The sequence below is a fragment of the Hymenobacter defluvii genome, from assembly GCF_017589435.1.
In the GTDB taxonomy this organism is placed as follows: Bacteria; Bacteroidota; Bacteroidia; order Cytophagales; family Hymenobacteraceae; genus Hymenobacter; species Hymenobacter profundi.
This window is the reverse complement of the sequence record NZ_JAGETX010000010.1, coordinates 66,213-89,839: the sequence shown is the minus strand read 5'-3', so window position 1 is coordinate 89,839 and position 23,627 is coordinate 66,213. Positions and strand designations below refer to the sequence as shown.

Here is a 23,627-nt window from a genome sequence, read left to right as displayed (position 1 = left end):
TCCATTTCAAACTAATAGAATTTATAAGTCTTGACAAAAGATGCGGATGGCTAACTAATAGGTTTCATAAGTCGAACTAATAGTTTTTATAAGTGAGAGGCGACTTATAAAAACTATTACTAATAGATCAATATTATGTGTCTATTATTTCCCGGTTAAAAGTGTATGTTTGCTTACTCTATGCTCTAGAATTATTACCTATGGCTGCGTCTGAGACTCTATCGCCAATTGAAATTCGTCAGCACAATGCGCTAACGACCGCACGCTACGAAATGAGCGCCTGCGAGATGGATATTGTCTTTTCCCTGCTCTCCAAGCTCACGAAACACGACCAGGCCGGCACGATCTACGAGATTCGCGTACAGGAACTAATGGAGCTCACCGGCCGCACCTGGAACTACAAGCAACTACTCGAATCCACCGAGAACCTCAATAGCAGGGTCTACCATATTGACACTGGCAAGACCCTGTTGCAAGTCAGCCTACTTGCTTCTGCCCTGTACCGCAAGGGGGAAGGTACCATTGAACTAGAGATTTCCGAGCGCATGCGCCCGTATTTGATTGACCTGAAAAGCAACTTCACTAGCTACCGCTTGCAGGCTGCTTTTAATCTTTCCAGCAAGTATGCGAAGCGCATCTACCAGCTTGCCTCCCAGTGGAAGGACATCGGCGAGACGAAAACATACTCTTTAGATGAGTTCAAGGCCATGCTCAAGCTCAAGGACCCGACCGGCAAGGAGCCCGAGCAGTATGCGCAGATTTCTGCCTTACAGAAATACGTGCTGGACATCGCCACCACCCAGATCAATGAACACACGGATCTGAGTATTAAGTATGAACTGCTGAAAAAAGGCCGTTCCTATCAGAGCATCAAGTTTTACGTGAGTCAGGTAAGACCTCAGCAGTTGCCCATTCCCTTTGAGTTGGCTGCCGAGGACGCAAAAGCTCAAGCCGCCCGCAAGCACCTGGAAAATCTGGGCATTGAGGAGCCGGGCCTCGTGCAGCAGATACTACAATCCATTACGCACACTGAGGCCTTGTTTTCTTTTATCTTTAAGCTCAAGACCGACAAGATCAAAGCTACGAAGAACCCTGGCGGCTTGTTCCTTAAGATGCAAGGGCTTCGATAGTTAGCTTGATAATACGCTGCGCTTTTTTCGAGGCCGACCTACTAGATGGCCAACGATTGGGTTTAGCTCAGCCTGAAGGATGAAACTACACTCTCCCGATAGGCAGTGTTGTAGCTGCGCTGCGCCTGCCTGTTTCAAGGACACAACGTAGCAGGCGCCAGTGCGTATCTGCTGAGATTACTCACGTAGAACGATTCCGATGGGGCGACCCCTACTCCAAGCTGTGCAAACCGGTGACCTCGCGCCGGACGGTGTGTTACCCAGTGGCTCACCGTTATCCTCGTTGCGCGGTCAGCCCGTCATCTTGGCGTTTGCCCCCGACGAGTGGAACCCGATGCTGGCCCACCAGAGCACTATTTTTGCGCGTTTGGCGCAGGAATTCGGCGGCGGAGCGGCCTTTGTCGACACGGCAACAGACGACTGGCATTCGCTGGACTGCCGCAGCACGCTGGCTGCGCACTTTGGCGTGACCGGGCAGCGCGCCCTGTTTCTGCTGGATGAGCAGGGCGTGGTACGCTGGAAAACGGTGGTGCCCCCCGGCCAAGACCTGCAGTCAGGTCAGGTACTGGCCGCCCTGGAAGCGTTGTACACATCACCTGCAACAGCCGAGAATGAGAAGCCAGAGGGAGGAAGGCTCTCGCGACGCACCTTTGTGACGGCTACGCTGGCCGCCACCGCTTTGCTGCTACTACCCAGCTGCGGCAACAGTTCAACCGATAAGCCCACCGCGGCAACGGCCGCCGCGGGAGCGAGCGGCGACCAAGTTTCCGTGGTGCTCACCATTAACGGCCAGTCCCACCACCTGCAGCTCGACCCACGCGTGGCCCTACTCGATGCGCTGCGCGAAAACCTGCACCTGACGGGCACCAAAAAAGGCTGCGACCATGGCCAGTGCGGGGCCTGCACCGTACACCTCGACGGGCAAAGCGCCCTCTCGTGCCTGACGTTGGCCGTCATGAGCCAGGGTAAGCGCATCACGACCATCGAGGGCTTAGCCCGGGGGGAGGAGCTGCACCCGGTGCAAGCAGCGTTTCTGGCACATGACGCCTTTCAGTGCGGCTACTGCACGCCGGGGCAGATTATGGCGGCCGCGGCCCTGCTGCAAGACCCCCACACCCCCACGGGCTCGGCCGTGGAGCTTCGCGAAGCCATGAGCGGCAACCTGTGCCGTTGCGCGGCCTACCCCAACATCATCGCCGCCATCCAGGCCGTCCAGCGGGCGTAACGCCGACCTAGCCTATGCATCCTTTTCAGTATCAGCGCGCCGAAAGCACCAACCAAGCCGTGGCCGCCGTGGCCCAGAATCCGGGCGCGACCTTCATTGCCGGCGGCACCTCGCACGTCGATTTGCTAAAGGAAGGCGTGCACCGGCCTACGCTGCTGGTCGATGTGTCGGCCCTGCCGCTCCAGCAGATTACCCCGTTGGCAGGCGGGCTGCGTATCGGCGCGGGCGTTTCCAACACGGCGGCGGCCTACCATCCCGCTATCCAGCAGCAGTATACGGCCGTGAGTGAAGCGCTGCTGGCGGGTGCCTCGGTGCAGATTCGCAACGTGGCCTCCATGGCGGGCAACCCGTTGCAGCGTACCCGCTGCCCGTATTTTCGCGACCCGACCCAGGCCTGCAACAAGCGTGAACCCGGCAGCGGCTGCGCGGCCATGGACGGCTACAACCACGTGCATGCTCTGTTCGGGGCTTCTGCTGCCTGCATCGCTACCCATCCCAGCGATGTCGCCGTCGCCCTGGCCGCGCTGGATGCCCAGGTGCAAACCAGTGGCCCCAATGGCCCGCGTACCATTGCCTTTCCCGAGCTGCACCGCCTGCCGGGCACTATCCCCCACCTCGACACGGTGCTGACGCACGGGGAGCTGATTACCAGCCTTGACCTGCCGGCTTTTGCCGGCAGGTCGCACTACCTGAAAGTGCGGGAGCGTGCCTCCTACGCCTACGCGCTGGTCTCGTGCGCCGTCGCGCTGGAACTAGACGGCCCTACCATTCGCCGGGTGCGCGTGGCGCTGGGTGGGGTGGCGCACAAACCCTGGCGCCTGCCCCAGCTCGAAGCAATGCTCGCGGGACAAGTACCCACGGAAAAACTGTTCCGCACGGCCGCCGACGCGGCCTTTGCCGACGCCAAGCCGCTGGCGCATAACGCCTACAAGATTCCGATGGGCCGCAACCTACTGGTGCGGGCCTTACTGGAAACCAGCGGCCTGCGCCCCCTGGCCGGACCGGCCGGCACGGCCTTCGCGGCCAGCGTGGGCGGCATGGCCGGCCAGGTGGCCGGACCTCGCTAGCTCCTCCTTTTGATCATTACAACCCCATCCCGATGCAAGCCACTGGACAACCCCTTCCCCGCGTAGACGGACGCCTGAAAGTCACCGGTGCGGCGCGCTACACGGCCGAGTGGGAGGTGCCGGGCCTGGTATACGGCGCCGTAGTAGATAGCGCCCGGGCGCACGGCACGGTGCGCACGCTGGATATAGACGCGGCCCGCAAAGCCCCCGGCGTGCTGGCCGTGCTGACCCACGACAATGCCCCCCGCCTGCACCCCATCCCCGAGAAGGTCGGGGGCACCTTGTTTCGGGGCGAAGGGGGTATCACGGAGACCCGTCAGCCGTTGCAGAACGCCACCGTGGAATACGCCGGCCAGCCGCTGGCCGTGGTGGTGGCCGATACCCACGAGCGGGCCCGGTATGCGGCCACGCTCGTGCGCGTCACCTACGACGAGCAGCCGCCCGAACTGAAGATGGCTGCCGCCAGCCGCACCACCCGGCCCGAAACCTTTTTGGGTAACGACGAGGAGAAGCTGCAGGTCACCGTTGGGGACCCCGATGCCGCGTTGGCGGCCGCGCCGGTGAAGCTGCGGCACGTCTACGAATCGGCCATTACCCACCACAACCCCATCGAGCAGCTGGCCACGATTGCCCGCTGGGAGAAGCGCAACGGCACCGACTTTCTTACCCTCTACGACACCACCCGCGGCCTGGAAGTATTGCAGGAGGTGATGGCGACGTCGCTGGGCCTACCTCAGGAAAGCGTGCACATCATCTGCCCCTTCATTGGGGGCGCGTTTGGGTCTAAGGGCTGGCTGTATGCGCCGCCGCTGCTCACGGCCATGGCGGCGCGGCTGGTGGGCCGGCCAGTGAAAATAGAGTGGCGCCGGCAGGACATGTTTGCCGTGGCCGGGCAGCGCGCCGCTACCCAGCAGACTGTATCGTTGGGGGCGACGCGGGACGGCAAGATTACGGCCCTGCGCCACGACACGCTCACGCACTCATCGCAGTCCAGCGGCTACATTGAGCCCTGCGCCCGGGTGTCGCGGATGATGTACGCCGTGCCCAACATGGGCTTTACCCACCAACTTGCTCACTTGCATTTGCCCTCTCCCTGCCCCATGCGTGGGCCAGGCGAAACCGTGGGCGGCTGGGCGCTGGAGTGCGCCCTGGACGAGTTGGCCGCCGAGCTGCAGCTGGACCCCATAGAGCTGCGCCTGCGCAACTACGCGGAGCAGAACCCCGAAACCGGCAAGCCCTGGTCGAGCAAGCACCTGCGCGAATGCTACGCGCAGGGCCGGCAGCTCATCGGCTGGGATGCGCGTACCCCGCAGCCGCGCTCCATGCGCGACGGCAGCCAGCTGCTGGGCTACGGTATGGCCACGACCATGTACCCGGCGGGCCGGAAAGAGGCCCAGGCCCGCGCCACTATTTTCGCCAACGGGCGGGCGCTAGTGCAGAGCGCCACCCACGAACTGGGCAACGGTGCCTACACCATCTTCCGGCAAATCAGTGCCGATGCCTTGGCCCTACCCGTCGAGCAGGTGCGCTTTGCATTAGGCGATTCCTCGCTGCCCTCGGCCCCCACGACGGGAGGCTCCACCACTACGGCGACGGTCGGCCCGGCCGCGCAGGCGGCTGCCCGGGCGGTGCTGGAGGCACTCACACGCATCGCTGTGCGCGATGCGCAGTCGCCGCTGTTTGGTGCGGCGGCCGAGGCCATTGAAGCCCGGCAAGGGCGCCTGGTGCTGCGGGCAGATCCCCGCAAAGGCGAAGCGTACGGCGAAATCCTGCGTCGGGCTAAGCTACCTTCTGTCGTTGCGACGGACGGGGCGAAGCCGGGCGACGAGCGGGAGAAGTACTCGTTCTACTCCTTTGGGGCCGTATTTGCCCAGGTGCGGGTCGACGAGGCCAGCGGTTCCATTCGGGTGGCCCGGCTGTGTGGGGTGTACGATGTAGGCCGGCTAATGAACCCGCAGACGGCGCGTTCACAAATTCTGGGGGGCATGTCCATGGGGGTAGGGGCGGCCCTGCTGGAAGCCACCCACTACGACTCCCGGAACGGGCGAGCCGTGGTGCGCAACCTAGCCGACTACCACGTACCCAGCATGGCCGACACACCCGACATTCAGGTCGAATGGCTCCACATCCCTGACCCCCATATCAGCGAACTGGGGGCACGCGGCATTGGGGAAATTGGTTGCGTCGGCACCGCCGCGGCCATCACCAACGCGGTCTATCACGCCACGGGCCGACGCTACCGCTCCCTACCGCTTACCCCCAATAAAGTATTGAAAACGTAACCCCAGGTATTACGGCTTCCTGGCTTCTGGCGTAGCACCCCATCACCAGCGAATCAAGTGTTAGCTATATCCCTACGCTAAGCGCTTGGTAGTGTGGCTACCCTCCCGCCCGTGGGCACGCCTAGGAGGAGAAGGTAACGGTAAATGGTGGCGCGGCCTACGCCCAGCAACTGCCCAATTTCGGCCACCGTTTTGTCCTGCTGCAGATACAATGTTTTCGCCGCCTGCGCTTTCGACAGCGCTTCTTTCGACAGCCCCTTGGGCCGGCCGCCCTGTCGACCGCGGGCCCGCGCAGCCGTTAAGCCCGCTTTGGTGCGTTCCCGAATTATATCGCGCTCGAATTCCGCTAGGGAAGCAAACAGATTAAACATAAGCCTGCCCTGGGCAGTGGTCGTATCCAGGTGGTCCTGAAGACTGATGAACTGCACCCCGCGCTCCTGAAAACCGGTCACCAAGGTCACCAGGTCTTTGAGCGAGCGCCCGAGTCGGTCGAGTTTCCACACCACGAGGGTATCCCCCGCGCGAAGCCGCGTGAGTAAGTGTTGTAGCGCCGGCCGCTCTTTCACTGAAGATACTTTTTCCTGGGCTATCTCATCGCAGCCATAGGCTTGCAAGGCATCGGTCTGTAGGTGCAACTGCTGGTCAGCGGTGCTCACGCGGGCGTAGCCAAAAATCATCGGTGTGTTCTCAGAAAGTCAAAGGGCACGAAGATACTGAGCTGTTGATTGCTGAGAACAGGAAGCGAGACAAAACCAAGCAGACAGACCGCTACCGGATCGGCGGCGGCGTGCGTCTTGGAAAAACGTCCGTTTAGCGGGACGTATAAGACACGCCTACCAGGCACTACAGCATCTCCAGCGGCCTGCGTTTACCGGGGCGGGGAAAGGCAGCATCCAACGCGGCCCAGTCGCTGGCCGACAAGGGCAGCTAGGCGGCCGCCCGGTTTTCCTGCACATGGGCGACGCTGCCTGCTTTGGGGATGGCCAGCACCTGCTCCTGCCGCAGAACTCAGGCCAGAGCCACCTGCGCCGGCGTCGCGCCTAAGCCCGCCGCGATTTCTTGAAGCCGAGCGTTTTGGAGCAGCCGTCCTTATTCGATCGGGCTGTAGGCCATCATTGGCATGCCCCGGCTCGCGAGCCACGGCAACAGGTCGTACTCCGGGCTGCGCCGCCAATCGGTGTACCTGCTATTGTTGGATGTGCAGATGCCCGCAATAATGGGCCTGACGTTGCTGCGCCTGCTGCCCCGCAAACCCATGGTCACCCTGACTACGGCCTACTCCGAGTACGCGCTGGAGAGCTACGACCTGGATATGGTGGATTACCTACTCAAGCCTATCACATTCGACCGGTTTTTGCGGGCCATCCACAAAGCCTACGCCCGGCAGGAGCGCGCCCCGGTAGCGGGCCTAACCGCCCCGCCGTCGACGACACTGAAGTCCGACGAGCCGGCCTATCTGTTCGTCAACGATGGCGCAACAGCTGCGCAAGGTGTGGTGGGCCGATGTGCTGTATGTGGAGGGCCTGCGCGACTACGTGACGTTGTACACCCGGCAGCGCAAAATCGTGACGTTGCAGCTGCTCAAAACCTTGCAGCAGCTCCCCGCCAACATCCACCATTCCTGCATCGTGGCCCTGGACGCCATTGGCATAACCCACAAAGACAACGTGCAAATCGGCGAGCGGCAGCTGTCCATCAGTGGCCCCTACAGCAAAAGCTTCCAGGAAGCCGTCGAGCGGTACCGGATATGAGTGCCCAGCCGGACAGCAGAAAAGGGGCAAAACTACGGCTACTGGTACACACGGTGGTAACGCGTAAGGAGGGAGTTTTAGGAGAAACAGGACCCATTATGTCATAGGTATCCGACCACCTCAACTCTCTGTTCGTTAGTGGCGCAACAAATGACGGAGTATATAGCTTCGACCACCATCATATTGTTCAAAATTATTGCGTTTTAAGCGCCAAACTCGGGACTATATTCTCCTACGCTGCTTGGCAGTACAGCACGCATTTATCCTGTAAATAATTGACTTATTGATAGTTGACAGATGAATATTGGCGATTTGAACGCGTTCTAAAAAGAAGTGCTAAAACTGTTTAGCAAGCTGTTACGCGGCATTAACCTAGTAAACTTAACACCCTATTTTCTATATTCGGCTACACTGCGGTGTAGCTGGCAACCCACTAAAAGACAATCCATTATCAACCTAACCTTACGCTTATGCTTCCTTCATTCAGAATCCAGAGTATGGTGCTTTTGTGCCTACTCCAGTTGCTTATCGTTCCTACAAAGGCCCAAGTAAAATGGCCGGCTGGTCAGCTGCTTCCTTCCTTTCCGGCACCCGCCCAAACGCAGGATCTTATCTATTTACGCGAAGTTACTTCCCGTTGGGAAGCCGAAGGCTCGTCGCTTGGACATGGTACGGGACGCCTGGAAAGCGATGGGTGGCTGTGCCAGACGGGCATTGACGAGCCTAACCGGCACATGGTCTACGGCCCCTATGTCACCACTGTGCCGGCTGGGGCCCAGGTAGCCGAGTTTCGCTTGAAGGTTGATAACAATACCGCCAACAACGATTCAATTGTAGACCTTGATGTGCGCAATGCCACCACGGGACAAACGCTGGCCGCGCGCACGCTCACCCGGCGGCAATTCCCGGTCGCCTCCGACTACACCACCTTTACGCTGCCGTTTACACTGCCGGTGGCTAATCAGTCGTTGGAATTGCGCGTGTTTTGGCGCGGCACTTCCTATACAAAAGTGGACTGGGTTGGCCTGCAGCAAAATCAATCGGCTGCCGAACTGTATTTGTTTGCGTCGCTGAAAGGCATCGTCAATAAGAAACAGCCGCGCATCTTCTCTTACGAAGGCGACGCCTTCGCGGAAGGCCCTTACACCTGGCTGGAGTCGTTGGGGTTAAGTTGGTCGGAACCTGCGGATAAGTGGGACCTGATTACGAAGTATCGGAGCGAGGTAAATGGGCTGATCGTCTACGATCCGGCTCAAATTCACACCGTGAATCTGGCAACGTTGTTGGCCAACGATAAAAAGGCCCTGATTGCCTCGCCAGACTTGGTATCTCGGCTTACGGCTGCGCCCTACAATTTGCCGGTCTTGCTGGATTTGCGCGGCCAGTTTAGCAGCAAACTGCAAGTGTATCAGACTATCTACAGTACATATTGGCCGAAACTTGACCATCGGCTGCTGATTGGGTTGAGTCCGGAGGCTCACAAAGCTTCCCTGCGGGAGTACGCCACGGCGCTTGGGGCCGCCGTAATCTGGCTGGATCCAAAAATGGCTGGGGAAAGTGAACTCCTCGATAGCTTTCTAGCCTCCATGCCGGCTGGCTCGAACGTGATGGGGTGGTGGCCAGAGGAACAACCCGGCGTGGAGCGCGCCTCTCGCTACGGCATCGCCACCATCGCCAGCGACTACGCCACCAATCTGACGATGCATAGCGGAATGCCCCGGAAGGTAACTCTGCAGCCCATCCCGCCGAAACCTGCCCTGCAAAACAAGATCTACGTGGCCTTCATCCTGAGTGACGGCGACAACCTGCAATACGTGGAGCACCTGATGCGCAAGCTCTGGAACAATCCTGACCGGGGAGCGGTGCCGATGGGCTGGACGCTCTCCCCGGCCATGCTGGATGCCATGCCGGGCGCCCTAAATTACTACTGGCAAACCGCAACGGCCAACGACAACCTGATTTCGGGCCCTTCGGGCTACGGGTACGCCTACCCGAACAGCTTTCCCAATCAAACTTCCTTGAACCAGTTCGTGGCAAAAACCGAAGACTATAATCGGCGAGCGGGTTTCCGGGTGGTCACGGTGTGGAACACCATCAGCGGCGGCATCAACGAGAATGTGGGCCAGAGCTTCGCCGAGCAAGCCCCCTCTTTGCTGGGGTTGACCGCCCAAAACACGGGCGGCGGCCTGACCATCTACCAGCAGCGGTTGCCCGGTATGGCCCTTGCCTGCAACTACTGCACGAATGAGCAAGCCATGCAAGACCATATTGCCACGGCCTCGGCCGGGTGGGATGGCAACGCGCCGCGCTTCGTCATCATCCAGGCGCAGCCCTGGACTGATGTGAAACCTACCAATTTCAAAAATGTGGCCGCCTCCCTCACCACGGATTATGTGGTGGTGCGGCCCGACCACCTTTTTCAACTGATTCGGGAGGTAAACGGCCTCGCCATTGATCCAGGCAGTACGCCCTTAAAGACGCAGCCGAAGGGAGTAGGAAGACCAGGAGAAATGGCGCTCTATCCCAATCCGGCCACGAATGAATTGACGATTACCGGACTAGTGAAAACGGCGGAAGTGACCATCTACGATCTGACGGGCAAAGTGCGGGTCCGCACGACGCGCGTTGGCCCCACCCAGCCGGTGCTGAATGTAAAAAACCTGAACCCCGGCGTCTATTTGCTTCGCGTGGCCGGAAAAGGCAGCGTGTATAAATTTATAAAAGAGTAATAACACCTTCGCGCACCTTCTGCGCGCGCAGGCTTCTTCGGGATGACGTGGTACCCCGTGCCGCAGTAAAACAGCACGGGATACCACCGAAAGCATGGCCACTTTCTACCTAGGGCTGTGTAGCGCAGCAGCCAAACACTCAGACGGAAAAACACCAATCATTCTATTGCGTATCTGCCGCATCAAAAGCGTTACCGTCGGCCTCGGAATATTAGTGGAGGGGGCGTCTTTTCAACATACCGCCCACGGCATCATCGACACTATGCTGCACGATAAACGCGTGGGGGTCTAGTCGTTTCACTTCCTCCCGCAGGCCCGGTAATTCCAACCGCGTCACGACCGTGAAAATAATGTTGCGTTCCTCGCGCTGTTGCCCCCGCTTTCCGTAGCCACTCTGCCCCTTGTAAATGGTAACCCCTCGCCCCAGGTGGGCGGTAATCGTCTCCCGAATGGCTTCATTGTTTTCCGAGATGATTGTGACGCCCGTATATTGCTCAATCCCGGTCAGGATAAAGTCCAGGGTTTTGGAGGCGGCAACGTAGGTTAAAATGGAGTACAGGGCTTCTGTTAACCCCAGTATGAAGGCTGCTACTCCGAAGATAAATACGTTCACCACCAAAATAATATCACTTACTTTCAGTAGCGGGGTACTGCGGTTAATAAGTAGCGCCAAAATCTCTGTGCCATCCAAGACGGCCCCGCCTCGCATGGCTAAACCAATACCGGCCCCAATAAAAACGCCCCCGAATACGGATGTAAGCAACAAATCGGGGGTGAGGTCGGGGTAGGGGATGACGACGAGGCAGAGCGCTAGGCCAGCAATAGCGGCGGCGCTTTTCAGGGCGAAGCGCAGCCCCATTTGCCGGTAGCCCAGCAGCAAAAAGGGCAAATTAATGAGCAATAGTCCCCAGGAAAGTGGCAGGCCGAGCCCCGCCGATAAAAGCATGGAGATACCCGTGGCGCCTCCATCAATGAAGTGACTTGAGAGCAGAAAACCCTTGAGTCCCATCCCCGCGGAGAGTATGCCCAGTAGGATGAATCCCAGGCTTTTCAGGCGGGTGAAAATACTTGTAGGAGATGGCGCAGGCGCAGGAGTGGAGACGCCCGTTAGGGGAGGAGTGGTGGAATGTTGAGACATGAGCAAAAGAATGACTTGTGGGGGTAAAGACGAGTGGGATGACCATTCCTGCGTAAGCGAAATCGGTCATTGCTAGTCTGCCGTGTGCAGGTTAAGTGTGTCCTGTTGGTTACTGCTGGAGAAGAAGGGTTCTACCGCTGCACCGTGGCTTGGGCTAGCCAGTTGTGCCGACTCCCTGCGCAGATTATTTACTTCGACCAGTAAACCGAATATTAAGAAGGCGCCCATCGCGAGGGCACTGTAGAGCAAGGTAGAAGTCCAGCGAGTGGCCAGTTGCGGGGCCCAGAACATGCTGGTCCGCGGGCTGATGAGCCCAGTGAGTAAGAGAGTAAGGCTCAGCAGGACGATCAGGCCGAACAACGTTTCCATATAAAACAGAATGAGGGTGAAATCCGGTCCTGCCGCGGCATGGATTGCCTGTGCGCCAAAGCAGCGCGTCACTAATGCATCGACTTCGTGTCGAAGCCCATTTATCGCGCAAGGACAGCACTACCAAGCCGTCGAGGCAGGTACTGGAGCGAATTGGTTGAAGGGTAAGCAGCAGTTCCCCGGTAATAGGGGAGAGTAGCCGCTAAGAGCAGGGTACTGTTAGAATCTACCGCAGCCGCAAGCCAGCAGTTGCACTGCTGACATAAGAAGGCAGACAATTACCGAGAGAGGGTATCGGCAATTGTTGTGAAGGGGTACAGGAGCCAGTACGGCACTGCGTAGAGTGTCTACAGTACTATCACGCCCCCTTGTAAAGCCGCGAGTTGCTTCGTCGCAACTGGGTTTGTGGTGGTGTTACGCGCACTAAGTATTCGTGCTACGTCGTGCTAGTGGGGGGACATGGGTTTGCGCAAGCAAAAGACTCACCTGTACGCCGATAGAACAGGCCAGCTTCGTACGTTGCCATTCGCGACAATGCGGCAGAGTAGAGATGAAACGACAGGATAGCATTTCGGCTACGAGCAGCCATTCGTGCTATGCACACAGCTAGAGCCACCGCCTAAAAAGTACGGCACCATGGGTAGCCGGGAGTGGGACGTTGCCGAATATGATTGAAGCAGCAGCTTATATGCAGTGCAGAAATAAGGCGAACGAGGGCTGCGAGCCTACAGACAGCCTCTACTCGTTACGCAGCTGTCGTGTCCGGTGCTAGGCATATTTAAGGAGCATTAGGCTGCAAGATGGCGCGTAGTAGCCGGTGGCACGTACGGGTTGGTACCGCCAGCAGGGCATTGTCCAACACGGGTAAGGCCGGATACAAACAAAAACGCTGTAGCTCGTTCGGGCCTGCAAGCGTAGCCCACAGGTGGTCACTCAGGAGTACTATCACGCGCGGGGCCAGTACCATGGAGTCCTTGCACACGCGTTCTTGCTCATCCAGTGCAAGCGTCTTACCTTTCTGCTGATAAGGACGAATCACGCCATGATGGGCAGGATGATCCTGGTGTACGACAGCGGGTTGACTGCTTGTAGAAACAACAGGCCCAATCAACCCTAACCATCCCAGTAGTAGCCCTACAGGAAGCAGAAGATAAATGGTAAGGGCGAGTCGTTTCAAAAGGGCTGGAATGGATACGAGGCGTACGCACTAATCCGGGGTAGCTGATACCCGTATTAGCGGTTAGCGGAATGCAACTACTTCAAAAAGAACTGTAGTAGAAACAAAAAGTTCTCTATCGGTTGATCCTGCAATTTTGTTGTCCGTTTCGAAGAGTATTGGACTACTTAATAGCAGCGAGGGCGTAAAATTACGGTAAGCGACTCCGAGAAAGGCCCAGAAATTCACAACTTATTGATTTATTGCACAATGTAGGCTTTCGTAACACAGAAAGGCTTCAAAGAAGGCTCAGGAAGACAGTCCAAAAACAAAACGGTTGTCAGGTTATTGAACCTAACTTATTGAGCTAAACCAAACGTCTTTTCAAGATACCTCCCTATTTTGAGATGCCTGCTTACATAGATTTTCTGCCGATCCCTTCTGTTCCCACGTTTTAGTATCTGCGCCACCGCGGCGTCATGATCTATAGCTGTCGAAAAGGACCCACATCACTAGCCACATCAGAGGGATGGTGATGTTACCATATCCTTCCTAGCTTTTTTCGGTCGGATCTATCTTGGCAGGAGCCTGTAAGGCCGCTGTCACCGCATCCAGACGGCGGACCAGTTCTTCGTTGCTCGGAAAAAAAGGGCGCAACTCGGTGGGCAGCGTATCGGTGAGCGTGTACGTGGCCACACCAATGGGTTTACTCACATCACGTAAGGCAAACTCCACAATCGTGCGCTGCTTGCTGCGACAGATGATGATGCCGATACTGGGCTGCTCATGCGGTTTGCGTACCTGTTCGTTGAGTAGCGACAGATAGAAGTTCATCTTGCCTGCGTACTCGGGTCGGAACTCCGTTATCTTAAGTTCCAAGGCCACTAAGCATTGCAAGCCCCGATGGTAGAAAAGCAGATCAATGAAATACTCGTTGCCTTCCAGCTCCAGCCGATACTGATTGCCGACAAAGGTGAAGTCCCCCCCCATCTCCTGCAAAAAGCGACGTACGTTACTGAGCAACTGCTGCTCCAGTTCATATTCTGAGTACTCTTCCGTGAGAGCTAGAAAATCAAACGTATACTCGTCTTTGATGGCCAACGTAGCAGTAGGTAGCTGCTCTGGGGGCAAGGTTGTCGCAAAGTTGTGCTGGGCCTGCAGCGTCTTCTGGTACGCCCGGGTGCTGATCTGGTGACTCAGCACGTGTCGGCTCCAGCTATGGCGCCGCGCTTGGACAGCATAGAACAAGCGTTCCGCGGGGTCGGCACACTGTTCGAGCAGCGTGATGTTGTGTCCCCACCCCAATTCTCGCACAGCCTGTGCGAGTTTTTCCTCCGGCTGCGGGTAAGCCAAGTAAAAGCTGCGCATGCGCCAGAGATTCGTCGCCGAAAAGCCACGCAGACCCGCTAACTCCCGCTGCAGGTCCCGAGCCAGCGTTTCAACTACCTGCTTGCCCCAGCCATACTGTTGCTGTCGCTCGACGATGAGGCGGCCGAGCTCCCAGTAGAGCTCCAACTGCTGCCGATTGACGAGACGTAGCGCTTGATACTGAGCCTGGCGCACACGTGCCGTCATGTCCAGCAACAGTTGTTGATAATCGGGCGCTAGGGGAGAGGTCATGAACAAGAAGGAAAAGAATAGGATCCCAAACATACACGATCCCTGGGACGTGCACCGCGATGCGCCAGCCGATCCAAAACCATTCGAGTCTGCACGGTCCGATTGAAGGCACCCGGCAGGCCAGTAGAATAGGCCGTATCAAGTGCTATTCCTCATGTTTCGTATCTTGTGGAAATAAGTTGTCGCATCAATAAGTGCCGGTTCGACCCCGGCTCTGGGTACTTTTAGCTGTTAAATCAGCACCTATTGGCCAGAAAACGGCCTTTCCAGCTTACTGGAAAGGCCGTTTTCTGGCCTTTTCTGTTTTCATCGCTTAGCAAACGCTTAGCACGCGTTTTTATCATGAGTTATTCAGCCTCTATCAAGCTACGCCGCCCCGCTCGTACGGACGGCACCTGCCAGATTCTTCTACTGGCCGTTATTCACCGCAAGCCCCACCCTCTCGGCCTTGGCATCGGGTGGTTTCCGGAATTGTTCGACGAGAAGGATGGGCGCTGCCTGGCCAGTGTACCGAAGCGGGCACGGCCGGAAGGCTACGATGCGGCTCTGCGCACGGCCACGGCGTGGGCTGGAGGCACAGCTGAGGCCTTGGAGAAGAAAGCGGCTGACTATAATCTGATTATTGGCAAAGCACTGAGCAAGGCCAACGATGTATTCGTAGATTTTCGGCTCAGTGGCCAGCCTGTTACCAGCGAAGGGTTTCTCTACGCCTATAATACTGAGGGCAGCAAGAAGGACTTCATTGTCTACATGGAGCGCAAGATTGCCGAGCGCTACCGCAAGGGCAAAGGCCACCGCGACGGCATCAGCGAAATCACGAAGAAGAATCACACCAGCTCGCTGAACGCGCTGAAGGAGTTTCGCCCCACGCTACCCTTCTTTGGCCTGCACGCCAAGTTTGCCGATGACTTCGATGCCTTCCTGCGCAAGCGTATCAAGTCAGTGAATACGATTTGGGGGCGGCATAAGGACGTGAAAGCCTACCTCAGTCTAGCCCGCAAGGACCGCATCAAGTTTGAAGACCCCTACCAGGACTCGGCACCAGGGCAGTGGAAACCGCTAAAGCCCGGTGAGCAGCTGCTACTGGATGCCTACTACCAGCAATGCGCGCCCCGCACGCCGCAGCGCCGCATCCTGGCAAAGTTTCTCTTTAGCTGCTGCTCCAGCTTGCGGCTGAGTGACTTGAAAGGACTGCGCCACGCCCGGCTGGAAGGCCAGGAACTACACTTCCGCATTTATAAGACCTACGATAAGAAGCTGCGCGAAATGATGCTGCCGCTCACCAAGAAGGCACTGAGCTATCTGGAGGATGCTGAGCAAGAGGAAGGCATGCCGGGCTTCTACCACTACACCGACCAATACTCAAACCGGGCGCTGAAAATTATTGCCCAGCATGTGGGCGTTGAAACACGCCTGCATCACCACGTGGGCCGCGAGACTTTTGCTACCGAGTTTATTCGGCGGGGCGGAAAGGTCGAAGTGCTTCAGAAGCTAATGGACCATGAGAAGATAGCCACCACGATGAAATACGTGCACGTCGATAACGATATGAAACGGGATGCTATCAAGATGCTCGATGCACTGGATGATATACCGCTGATGAAAGTGGGATAAAGAAAAAGGGCCCGGTTGCATTTGCAGCCGGGCCCTTTTTTGTAGCAGATACTACGCGATAGGTAGCTGTAGATCATACGGCACTCGAACGATTACTCGGCCGCTGAAGTAGCGGTTGTGCCGAATCATCCAGCTGCGCACGTGGTAGCGGCGAATAGCGCGACGAGTGCGGTGAAACTTTGGCAGGATGCTATCAGTGATGCCTAACGTAGTGCCCAGGGCGCGGGGCGATAGGTCACCAGCACCAATAATGGGCGTACGGTCATTCACGAATTTGACCGTGGAGATGAGGTCATTGTAGTAAGCCCTCTCAAGGCCAATGAATATTGGTAGGGGCCGTTCCGGTCTCTCGACAGGTGCCGCTACTATAGCATGGTCGCAGCACAATAGGTTACCCAGGGCGAGCAACAGAATCCCTTTCGTAGTTGTGAAGTAGTGAATCGTTGAAGTTGACCCACCAAACTTCCACACTATGTATCTGCACGCGAAGGACAGAAAAAAAGTATATAACCTCTATTTCTTAATCAATTCCTTGATAGAGTCAAATAGCTTTTTCAATGAATCAATATCATTGGAACTAACTACAGAATCTGAATCATTATGCGAAAATTGTTTTTGATCGAAAGAAGCATTAGAGAATAGCTTCCCAAGTATATCTACCTTGTCTTTATTATCTTCAATAGCATCTACTTTGCTTATTAAATATAAATTAGTTCTAGCCTGTCGTACAATTGAATCATAATATTTGAAATCATTCATATTGATTCTGTACTGTTTCAGTATAAAGAATGCTATCAATTCTATAAACACCAATCCTCCTAATCTTGAAAAAAATCCATAAACCAACTTAGGAGAAAATACAAGTTCTGGCTTATCATAAACATTTGTCAATTTCAGAGGCTTATCAGGAGCATTTACACTAGTACGATATGCTCTGATAATATCACTTTTTTCTTCAAGCAGTTCATTAGACTTGTCAACCGGCCCCATTGCAACGCCGTAAGCTTTATTATACCTTTCAAATAAAGGTCTATGCTTTTCTAGCTTTGTGAAAATATAATCCAGCTGCTGTTGGCCATCTTTTGCAGCAGCAGAAGATTTTACGATTGAATTATATAACTCAGCATACGATGCAATTGTCTCTTTATTAAGTTTTGCAAGTGAATTTATAATTTTTGCATCAATAGAATCCATTTTTAATTTTTTATCATACGCAGTTGCTAACAATTTATTATTCTTTGTTAAATTGTTTTTATCTGCCTGTAAAACATTAATATTATCTTCATAAAAAGCTCTATCTAAAAATAAAGCATCGTTGGAGAAATAAAAATATAGAACTCCACCACCTGCTATAAGCAACCCAAGGCCAAGAAACACAATCGCAGTCGTATATATTTTCTTAGATGTAATCTCAGCCTCGTTTAACAAATCTTGTATAGCGTTCTTTTCCATGTTGTAAAATCAATTTGTTTTAATAATTAACAAGGCATTACATACTTGGCAACTGTGCTCGGCGAAATCTGCATAGCCCGCGCAATAGCTTGGTTTGAAATACCGGTTGCCTTAAGTCGGCGCACCTGCTCTACTATCTGTGCATCCTTGGCTGGCGCCCCAATCACCTTGCCTTTCTCTCTGGCCCGGGCCATACCGGACTTTGTTCGCTCACTGAGGCGAACCCGCTCCTGCTTGGCAATCGTGGCTAGCACCGAGATAATGGCATCCTTAAAAATGCCAGTCGAATCCATGTACTGTTCGGTGTAGGATTTATAGCCTACCCCGAATGACTCCAGTTCATTCAGGTATTGGCGCACCTTCGCGGCTGAAGCGGTCGAGGCTCCAGAACAGCACCATATCGAAGCGACGGCGGTGGGCATCTTCAAACAGCTGCCTGAACTCGGCCCGGTTGCCGGTGCCGCCTGACTCCTCCTCGACATACTCCTTCTGAATACTCCACTCGCGCACTTCAGCATAACGGCGTAGGTCGCGCAGCTAGTTGTCGGTATGCTGGCCCTTGTCTTTGGTCGATACCCGGGCGTAGATGGCTACTCTCATTCTTCAGATTTTAGAATGATATGCTTGTTATCTGCTGCCCAAAGCCCTATTGCCCGACTTACTCCACTATTAAAAGTGCTAACTCCGTGTTGGTAAACAAGGGATTCAAAGGCGCTAAGTGCTGCAAACCTTAATATTTCTATATGTCTAAAGAATGTTTTATTGGAGGTGACACTTTGCCTCATAGATCCATTAACGTAGTCCTGAACTTTAGCTCTTACTTTTTCGATATCATCTTCTGTACCCATTGGTATACTTTCTAAAATAGGTGCTGAAGTAACTGATGGGTCTTTCTCCCTATATCGATCTAGCTCTGTCTGAAGCTGAGAAATCCTTATATCAGCAGTTCTTTGAATAACCTGTACATATTCTTCTAGGCGGGAAATCTGAAAAACATCGATAAATGCCTTCATCTGACTAGCTACATCCTTTTGAAGCTCCAGTTCTGCCTTGAGTTTAGAAATATGGCTGCCCTGTATTGCGGTTACCACTCCGTATATCACTAGCTGTATAACCGAAAGCCAAAAAGCGGGGTTATTGATTATTGGATTGTCCATGTAGCAATAGCTGATTTATTGTATGCTATAAAGCTACTGAAACCCCTCCAGAAATGGGGTGGCTTTTGGAGCATCTTTGGCCTCCAAAAAGGGTAGTAAAAAACGCCCCCGAAAACACGGTTTTTTAATGTCGTTTTTTACATCGGTTCTTGGATGGTTTTAGGTGAGAGTTATCGATCCTTACTGCTAGTTTGTTCTATCCTTCTTACTTGAAAACAAGACACAGTATGAGCTACAATTTGGTAAAAGCTCACGAACCTGTTATTGTACTCCTACTCATTGGACACAGCCTGTGCGATGCCAACGACTACGGGATCATGCGGTATTTGGAACGTCATTTTGGCTGGCTGCACTGGAGCGAAATTAGACAACAGCTGCTGACCAACGGGTATCTGGTTTAGGTAGACTATAGCCAAGTACCAGCCTATGCTATCACCCCTGCCGGTGAGGCCCACAGTACAGATTTTCGCGAGTCTGCTTTGTCCCAGATGCGACAAGACTTCGTCACGCATACCGACCACACCCGCTGGTTGGTTGATCACCTGTGAGCGGACTCTTCGTCCCAGAGCAAATGAGTAAGATTACCATCCCTGAACTAAATGAATAACTCACTTAGGGTTACAGACTGCAGTTACGCGTCTGGGCAACGGGTTCTACCAGGACTACGGTAGGTGGTTGGACATTTTCCAAACGGTGAATCAGAAGGTGTCCAAGGCGCCTCTCCTTCTTCCCCACTGCCCCACGGTCGACTTTTCCTAACGCTGGTCGTACCCGACTGCCGCTAATCCGTCGCGCGCCAGACGGTAGGCGGGCCGTGTTGGTCTAGAAGCAACCGCTCCTGAAACGTCCAGAAGGGCGCCAGCCGATGGCAAGAATGATCCTGTTGTCGTCTTGGCCTGCTTGGCGCAGGGTGGGGGTAGAAGTACGGTGAATTGTTTTTAGACAGCGCCAGCCGGAAGTTGATCTGCTTTTGCACCGGCTGCAGGTAGGGGAGAAAGCGAGTAGGTAAAGCGACTAGTACCAAGTGCTCCAACGAAATCTCAAGTGCGTTGCCTATATTTGTAGTCGTGACTACTAACTAATCATCATCTGCATGTCGACCCCTACCCAACTCGGCTTTGTTTCGCTCCAAGTAAGCGACCTGGAGGCCTCGCGCCAGTTTTACACCGAAGTCTTCGGCTTCCAAGCGCTGCCGCAGTCGCCCCCGGACGCCTGCCTGTTCGCCACCCAGAGCGGCGCCCTGTTTGCCATCCGCAAACCGCTGGTGGACCTGCAGGCCACCAGTCAGCTCGGGTGGGGGGTGAGTCTCTGGTTTGGTGTGCCCGAGCTGGCGGCCTTTTTGGAGCGCCTGGAAGGCCAAGCCCGCCTGCTTCGCGGCCTGCAGGCCACACCCTTTGGCAACACGGCCATTATTGCCGACCCGGACGGCTACTGGCTGACCCTGCAAGAAACGCCCGCCCCCTAGACGAACCTTACCACGGATTCAGACGATCTGACCGCTGACGAGCATGAACGAGAAACCCATCTTCTCTTACGAGCAGCCCGAGGAAAGCACCGGCTACCTGCTCTGGCAGGTCACGATGGGCTGGCATTTGCGCATGAACCAGCAGCTGCGGCCGGTCGGCCTCACACTGACGCAGTTCTCCTTGCTGGCCGGCTTGTACTGGCTGAGTCGGCAGGGAGAAGCCGTGACCCAGCAGCGGCTGGCTGATTACGCCCATACCGACCGGATGATGACCTCCAAAGTGCTACAGACGCTGGAGGGCAAAGGCGTGGTCGAGCGCCACAGCCACCCGCAGGACGGGCGGGCCAAGCAACTGCGCCTGACCGATGTGGGTGAGCGCTTGCTGGGGCAAGCCCACGCGGTGATGGCGCAGGCCGACGCCCAGTTCTTTGGCCCCCTGCAGGCGGAGGCGGGGCTGTTCAACCAGTTGCTGTCCCGCCTAATGGACTAGGATCAGGAAGGGCCTTGAGGGGGAAGCCCACGCTGCCTTCTGTCGAAAAGCGAGCGCTATTCTATTCTGTTAGCTGTGGACCAACCGGTTAACTACGACCAAGCAATACCCGCCTGTTGTCGTCGTGTATCAATACGTAAACGCAGCTGAAGAAAGGGTCCACTCGCCGAGCATTCAGCTTGAAAAGCGCTAGCGTCGAGCTTGTATCATTACTTAAACGCAGGATCATGTGTGGTACTACTTGTGTTCGAAAGCATTTCACATTAAGTGCTGCGGACCATCCGCGGGCGATGACAGCGTGGTAGCCACTGATCGTTTGCTTGTCTGCCCCCCAGCGTAGAAAGGGTGTGCCAGGCGTGGTCGCTCCGGCAAGAGCTACCTGCCGGGGGCTGGATCACCCGTGCCAGAGCAGCCGTTAAAAGGCCTCCGCCACGTTGAAATAAAAGGTGCCGCCCGCGTCGCCAAAGGCCGCGTCGAGGCGCACGTTCAGGTTTTCGGCCTTCACTAGCTTGAAGCGTAGGCCCGCGCCCGCCGCCGGATGCAGGCCCTGGAAATCGAAATCACGCAGGCGCGCGGCTACCCGCCCGGCGCTGACAAAGCCCACCACCCCCAAGCGGGTGGTGAGCGGCTGGCGATATTCGACCTGAGCAGCGGCGTAGTGGCGGTCGAGGTAGCGCCCTTCGTAGTAGCCGCGCATCAACTCATTGCCCCCCAATGCCCCTTGTTCCAGCAGCGGCACGTTGCCAGAAGACAGGTAGCCAAACACCTGATAGGCTAGCACGGGCCGGCGCGGGCCCGCCAACTGAAAATACTGCCGCACGTCGATTCGGGTCAGCTCGTAGCGAAACTGCCCCCCGAGTTTCTGACCGTACCAGCCGTGGGTGATGTCGGCCAGCATGCCCCGTTGGGCGTTGAGTACGTTGTCGCGTGTGTCGTAGGTAAGCGCCGTTTCCAGGCCCGTGCTCACGGCGCCGCGCGCGCCGGCTGCGCGCGGCTGGCCGGTGTCATCGAGTAACAGGCTTTGTGGGGCCAACTGCACGTCGCTCACCCGCACGTGGCGCACGCCGCCGCCCACAAACAGTTTGCCCACCAGCCGCCGCAGCAGCAGCGGCTCCAGCACCGTGTAGCGGTAGTCATATAACTCCTCGTTGGCGCTGGGCGTGTGGTTGCCCACGCCGTAGAACAACCGTGGAAAGCTCGAATGCCGCAGGTTGCCGCGCAGTAGGTAGTTTTCGTGGTTGAAAAACACCGTGTAGCCCGAATACAAAATGTACTGCTGGTTGAGCGTGTACTGAAACGAGACCGGAATATTGGAGGTCCGGGTATCGGTGCCGGCTGCCTGGGGCTTGAAGAGGAATTTAGCGCCTACTCCCGCGCCCCAGCTGGTTTCGGGGGCATACGAGAGGATAGGGGCCAGCACCAGCCGGGTCGGATAGGCGCCGCGCTGCGCCACGGCGGGCCGGTTGAGGTCGAACTCGAATACATCCAGGACGCGGTCCAGCAACGAGCGGCTGGTATCGGCCGGCGCCACTGGCCTGTCCGCCGTAGGGCCGCGGAGCGAGTCGGCGGGTAGTTGCTGGGCTGCTGCCGGGAAAGTGGCTAGTATGCTTCCGGCAGCCAGCAAAACCGTTCGGAGCGCGCCTACAGATATGTTCATACACCTACTGGAGCTGATTTGCCCCGAAGGTAGGGCGAAAAGGAACTTCCGAACCGAACGTGGTGGGCAACACCGACCACGTTCGGGGGCCGTGGTCAAGGCGGAGGTAGTCTAGTAAAACAGACAGCAAGGACGCTTCCTGCCTAAGGGAACCGGTTAGTAGTAGCGAAAATACCCGTGTATCATTTTATAAACGTCCCTTTAATAAATGTTATGGAGTCTAAGAGGTGAAGCGTTTCCGTGGATTCATGAAGGCACTCAACCCCAACTAGAGCAGGAGGCACAGCGCCAAGTGGGCCAACAAAGTGAGAGCCAAGCCGTGCAGCAGCAATGCCACGGTAGTATAGGGAGATAAGCTACCAGGATAATACGGTCTCGTCCCTTAGTTCATACGCCTTGAGTTGTTCTTTCTCCGCGCCGCAACGAGCTAACCCTTCTAACACTAGGCTTTTCACTTCCTGCCGGTTGGGTTGTGAGTGAGCAAGGGCTGTATAATGCGATGAGACCATCATAGAAGTCAACTCACCCAGCGTAGCAGCTGGCAAAGCCATTTTTACAAAAGAATAGCTACTTGCTACACACGCTATCCCTAGTCCCCCAGCAATCGCCATCCACCATTGAGGAAATAATAGCCGCAGACACGTGGTAGCTCCAGCCCATAGTAGTCCAAACATCGTCGCCGAAACGTGCAATGCTGGTAATGGCAGCGCGCTTTCTTCTCGCAACTGCTTCCACTGCTGCTGTCGTGCTTTGAGCGGAAACAAGCTAGGCAAGTCTAAACTTGGAGTGATATCAGCACGAGCTTGCCCTAGAGACGTCATGGCTTGGCGCAAGCGGTAAAATGTCCGTTGTGACGTACAAGGTGTAGTTAGAGCTAGTGGCCCACGTTCTAACAGTCGTTTCTCCACCACGGCCCACACATCTCCAACAGTTGCAACCTGAGCAAAATCATCGGTAGCAAAGCAAATAGAAAAGCTGCGTTCCCAGTCCGGAATTACATCCCAGCAAAATTCTTCGGCATCAAGTAATACACAGAGACGTGCCATTGCGGAGTAGCTAAATGGTAGGAGATCCAAATAATGTAAGGTACTTTTAGAAGAGCTTGCCTCGGCAAAATACTACAATTCTAGAGTAGCGGTGGTAAGGCGAAAGCAGTAACTATTCCGTGGTAGCGCTTATAACTAATGTTATGTAAAGGGATGAAAACTAGAGAGGCCCCACACCATTTGTAGTTTCCCACTACAGCTATAATCCTGTTTACTCACTGTGTGAACTCGTGCCATAAGAGGAGCAGCTTCATCAAACTCCTGTGAGCTAACTCCCTC

The 23,627-nt window shown here is 55.6% G+C and carries 19 protein-coding genes and 2 pseudogenes; 10 read left to right on the top strand and 11 right to left on the bottom strand.

Going from position 1 to position 23,627, the window contains the following annotated elements; translation table 11 throughout:
• Nucleotides 1-200 precede the first annotated feature (200 nt).
• The 4 genes from J4D97_RS16495 to J4D97_RS16480 all read left to right on the top strand — a co-directional run bounded on the left by J4D97_RS16495 (nt 201) and on the right by J4D97_RS16480 (nt 5,704).
• Complete coding sequence (locus tag J4D97_RS16495) at nt 201-1,130, top strand: replication initiation protein (RefSeq protein WP_208308526.1); 930 nt, start codon at nt 201-203, stop codon at nt 1,128-1,130.
• Between the two features lie 223 nt (nt 1,131-1,353).
• Nucleotides 1,354-2,355 carry a 2Fe-2S iron-sulfur cluster-binding protein gene (locus J4D97_RS23885; protein WP_347879358.1) on the top strand — a complete coding sequence of 334 codons (1,002 nt, stop codon included), beginning with the start codon at nt 1,354-1,356 and terminating at the stop codon, nt 2,353-2,355.
• Between the two features lie 14 nt (nt 2,356-2,369).
• Nucleotides 2,370-3,422 carry an FAD binding domain-containing protein gene (locus J4D97_RS16485; protein ID WP_208308525.1) on the top strand — a complete coding sequence of 351 codons (1,053 nt, stop codon included), beginning with the start codon at nt 2,370-2,372 and terminating at the stop codon, nt 3,420-3,422.
• A gap of 32 nt (nt 3,423-3,454) precedes the next feature.
• Complete coding sequence (locus J4D97_RS16480; protein ID WP_208308524.1) at nt 3,455-5,704, top strand: xanthine dehydrogenase family protein molybdopterin-binding subunit; 2,250 nt, start codon at nt 3,455-3,457, stop codon at nt 5,702-5,704.
• A 77-nt stretch (nt 5,705-5,781) separates the two neighbouring features.
• On the opposite strand, the gene J4D97_RS16475 is transcribed toward J4D97_RS16480, so the two are convergent.
• Entirely contained in the window at nt 5,782-6,381 is a 600-nt protein-coding gene (locus tag J4D97_RS16475; protein ID WP_208308523.1) for a recombinase family protein, read from the bottom strand.
• A 443-nt stretch (nt 6,382-6,824) separates the two neighbouring features.
• Between J4D97_RS16475 and J4D97_RS24010 the strand changes: the two are divergent.
• From J4D97_RS24010 to J4D97_RS16460, 3 genes and pseudogenes are all read left to right on the top strand, one after another.
• Nucleotides 6,825-7,058 (top strand): annotated as a pseudogene (locus J4D97_RS24010) (LytR/AlgR family response regulator transcription factor); the annotation flags it as partial.
• 115 nt (nt 7,059-7,173) lie between these two features.
• Nucleotides 7,174-7,455 carry a LytTR family transcriptional regulator DNA-binding domain-containing protein gene (locus J4D97_RS16465; protein ID WP_208308522.1) on the top strand — a complete coding sequence of 94 codons (282 nt, stop codon included), beginning with the start codon at nt 7,174-7,176 and terminating at the stop codon, nt 7,453-7,455.
• A gap of 470 nt (nt 7,456-7,925) precedes the next feature.
• The gene (locus J4D97_RS16460) at nt 7,926-10,184 is read left to right on the top strand and encodes a T9SS type A sorting domain-containing protein (RefSeq protein WP_208308521.1); all 2,259 of its coding nucleotides are present in this window, start codon (nt 7,926-7,928) and stop codon (nt 10,182-10,184) included.
• A gap of 211 nt (nt 10,185-10,395) precedes the next feature.
• Here the strand turns inward: J4D97_RS16460 and J4D97_RS16455 are convergent, their stop codons facing one another.
• The 4 genes from J4D97_RS16455 to J4D97_RS16440 form a co-directional block, all read right to left on the bottom strand.
• A complete protein-coding gene (locus tag J4D97_RS16455) occupies nt 10,396-11,322 on the bottom strand; it encodes a YitT family protein (RefSeq protein ID WP_187320690.1) in 927 nt (308 codons plus the stop codon).
• 72 nt (nt 11,323-11,394) lie between these two features.
• A complete protein-coding gene (locus J4D97_RS16450) occupies nt 11,395-11,691 on the bottom strand; it encodes a hypothetical protein (protein ID WP_208308520.1) in 297 nt (98 codons plus the stop codon).
• 778 nt (nt 11,692-12,469) lie between these two features.
• Nucleotides 12,470-12,730: a hypothetical protein gene (locus J4D97_RS16445; RefSeq protein WP_208308519.1), complete on the bottom strand. Its 261-nt coding sequence runs from the start codon at nt 12,728-12,730 to the stop codon at nt 12,470-12,472.
• Between the two features lie 669 nt (nt 12,731-13,399).
• Nucleotides 13,400-14,467, bottom strand: a complete 1,068-nt coding sequence (locus J4D97_RS16440; RefSeq protein ID WP_208308518.1) for a PDDEXK nuclease domain-containing protein — start codon at nt 14,465-14,467, stop codon at nt 13,400-13,402.
• Nucleotides 14,468-14,809: 342 nt separating this feature from the next.
• Here J4D97_RS16440 and J4D97_RS16435 point away from each other — a divergent pair, with 342 nt between their 5' ends.
• Entirely contained in the window at nt 14,810-16,081 is a 1,272-nt protein-coding gene (locus J4D97_RS16435; protein ID WP_208308517.1) for a tyrosine-type recombinase/integrase, read from the top strand.
• Between the two features lie 51 nt (nt 16,082-16,132).
• Here the strand turns inward: J4D97_RS16435 and J4D97_RS16430 are convergent, their stop codons facing one another.
• The 4 genes and pseudogenes from J4D97_RS16430 to J4D97_RS16410 form a co-directional block, all read right to left on the bottom strand.
• Nucleotides 16,133-16,351 (bottom strand): hypothetical protein, encoded by a 219-nt coding sequence (locus J4D97_RS16430; protein WP_208308516.1) that lies wholly within the window; start codon nt 16,349-16,351, stop codon nt 16,133-16,135.
• Nucleotides 16,352-16,594: 243 nt separating this feature from the next.
• Complete coding sequence (locus tag J4D97_RS16425; RefSeq protein ID WP_208308515.1) at nt 16,595-17,533, bottom strand: hypothetical protein; 939 nt, start codon at nt 17,531-17,533, stop codon at nt 16,595-16,597.
• A 26-nt stretch (nt 17,534-17,559) separates the two neighbouring features.
• Nucleotides 17,560-18,043, bottom strand: a pseudogene (locus J4D97_RS16420) (recombinase family protein).
• An 86-nt stretch (nt 18,044-18,129) separates the two neighbouring features.
• Complete coding sequence (locus J4D97_RS16410; protein WP_208308512.1) at nt 18,130-18,690, bottom strand: hypothetical protein; 561 nt, start codon at nt 18,688-18,690, stop codon at nt 18,130-18,132.
• 1,093 nt (nt 18,691-19,783) lie between these two features.
• Between J4D97_RS16410 and J4D97_RS16405 the strand changes: the two genes are divergently transcribed.
• Nucleotides 19,784-20,155, top strand: coding sequence for a VOC family protein (locus tag J4D97_RS16405; RefSeq protein WP_208308511.1), 372 nt, complete (start codon nt 19,784-19,786; stop codon nt 20,153-20,155).
• Between the two features lie 43 nt (nt 20,156-20,198).
• Entirely contained in the window at nt 20,199-20,645 is a 447-nt protein-coding gene (locus tag J4D97_RS16400; RefSeq protein ID WP_208308510.1) for a MarR family winged helix-turn-helix transcriptional regulator, read from the top strand.
• A gap of 415 nt (nt 20,646-21,060) precedes the next feature.
• Here J4D97_RS16400 and J4D97_RS16395 read toward each other — a convergent pair whose 3' ends face one another.
• Together J4D97_RS16395 and J4D97_RS16390 are read right to left on the bottom strand one after the other, a co-directional pair.
• Nucleotides 21,061-22,302, bottom strand: a complete 1,242-nt coding sequence (locus J4D97_RS16395) for a BamA/TamA family outer membrane protein (protein WP_208308509.1) — start codon at nt 22,300-22,302, stop codon at nt 21,061-21,063.
• A 356-nt stretch (nt 22,303-22,658) separates the two neighbouring features.
• Nucleotides 22,659-23,348: a hypothetical protein gene (locus tag J4D97_RS16390; protein ID WP_208308508.1), complete on the bottom strand. Its 690-nt coding sequence runs from the start codon at nt 23,346-23,348 to the stop codon at nt 22,659-22,661.
• Nucleotides 23,349-23,627: the final 279 nt, after the last annotated feature.

What these genes read in the sequence shown, in the direction of transcription:
- J4D97_RS16390 (WP_208308508.1), bottom strand. Translation starts at nt 23,348, where the DNA reads ATGGCACGTCTCTGTGTATTACTTGATGCCGAAGAATTTTGCTGGGAT.
- J4D97_RS16455 (WP_187320690.1), bottom strand. Translation starts at nt 11,322, where the DNA reads ATGTCTCAACATTCCACCACTCCTCCCCTAACGGGCGTCTCCACTCCT.
- J4D97_RS16450 (WP_208308520.1), bottom strand. Translation starts at nt 11,691, where the DNA reads ATGGAAACGTTGTTCGGCCTGATCGTCCTGCTGAGCCTTACTCTCTTA.
- J4D97_RS16480 (WP_208308524.1), top strand. Translation starts at nt 3,455, where the DNA reads ATGCAAGCCACTGGACAACCCCTTCCCCGCGTAGACGGACGCCTGAAA.
- J4D97_RS16400 (WP_208308510.1), top strand. Translation starts at nt 20,199, where the DNA reads ATGAACGAGAAACCCATCTTCTCTTACGAGCAGCCCGAGGAAAGCACC.
- J4D97_RS16410 (WP_208308512.1), bottom strand. Translation starts at nt 18,690, where the DNA reads ATGGACAATCCAATAATCAATAACCCCGCTTTTTGGCTTTCGGTTATA.
- J4D97_RS16425 (WP_208308515.1), bottom strand. Translation starts at nt 17,533, where the DNA reads ATGGAAAAGAACGCTATACAAGATTTGTTAAACGAGGCTGAGATTACA.
- J4D97_RS16495 (WP_208308526.1), top strand. Translation starts at nt 201, where the DNA reads ATGGCTGCGTCTGAGACTCTATCGCCAATTGAAATTCGTCAGCACAAT.
- J4D97_RS16485 (WP_208308525.1), top strand. Translation starts at nt 2,370, where the DNA reads ATGCATCCTTTTCAGTATCAGCGCGCCGAAAGCACCAACCAAGCCGTG.
- J4D97_RS16395 (WP_208308509.1), bottom strand. Translation starts at nt 22,302, where the DNA reads ATGAACATATCTGTAGGCGCGCTCCGAACGGTTTTGCTGGCTGCCGGA.
- J4D97_RS16475 (WP_208308523.1), bottom strand. Translation starts at nt 6,381, where the DNA reads ATGATTTTTGGCTACGCCCGCGTGAGCACCGCTGACCAGCAGTTGCAC.
- J4D97_RS16405 (WP_208308511.1), top strand. Translation starts at nt 19,784, where the DNA reads ATGTCGACCCCTACCCAACTCGGCTTTGTTTCGCTCCAAGTAAGCGAC.
- J4D97_RS16460 (WP_208308521.1), top strand. Translation starts at nt 7,926, where the DNA reads ATGCTTCCTTCATTCAGAATCCAGAGTATGGTGCTTTTGTGCCTACTC.
- J4D97_RS16440 (WP_208308518.1), bottom strand. Translation starts at nt 14,467, where the DNA reads ATGACCTCTCCCCTAGCGCCCGATTATCAACAACTGTTGCTGGACATG.
- J4D97_RS16465 (WP_208308522.1), top strand. Translation starts at nt 7,174, where the DNA reads ATGGCGCAACAGCTGCGCAAGGTGTGGTGGGCCGATGTGCTGTATGTG.
- J4D97_RS16435 (WP_208308517.1), top strand. Translation starts at nt 14,810, where the DNA reads ATGAGTTATTCAGCCTCTATCAAGCTACGCCGCCCCGCTCGTACGGAC.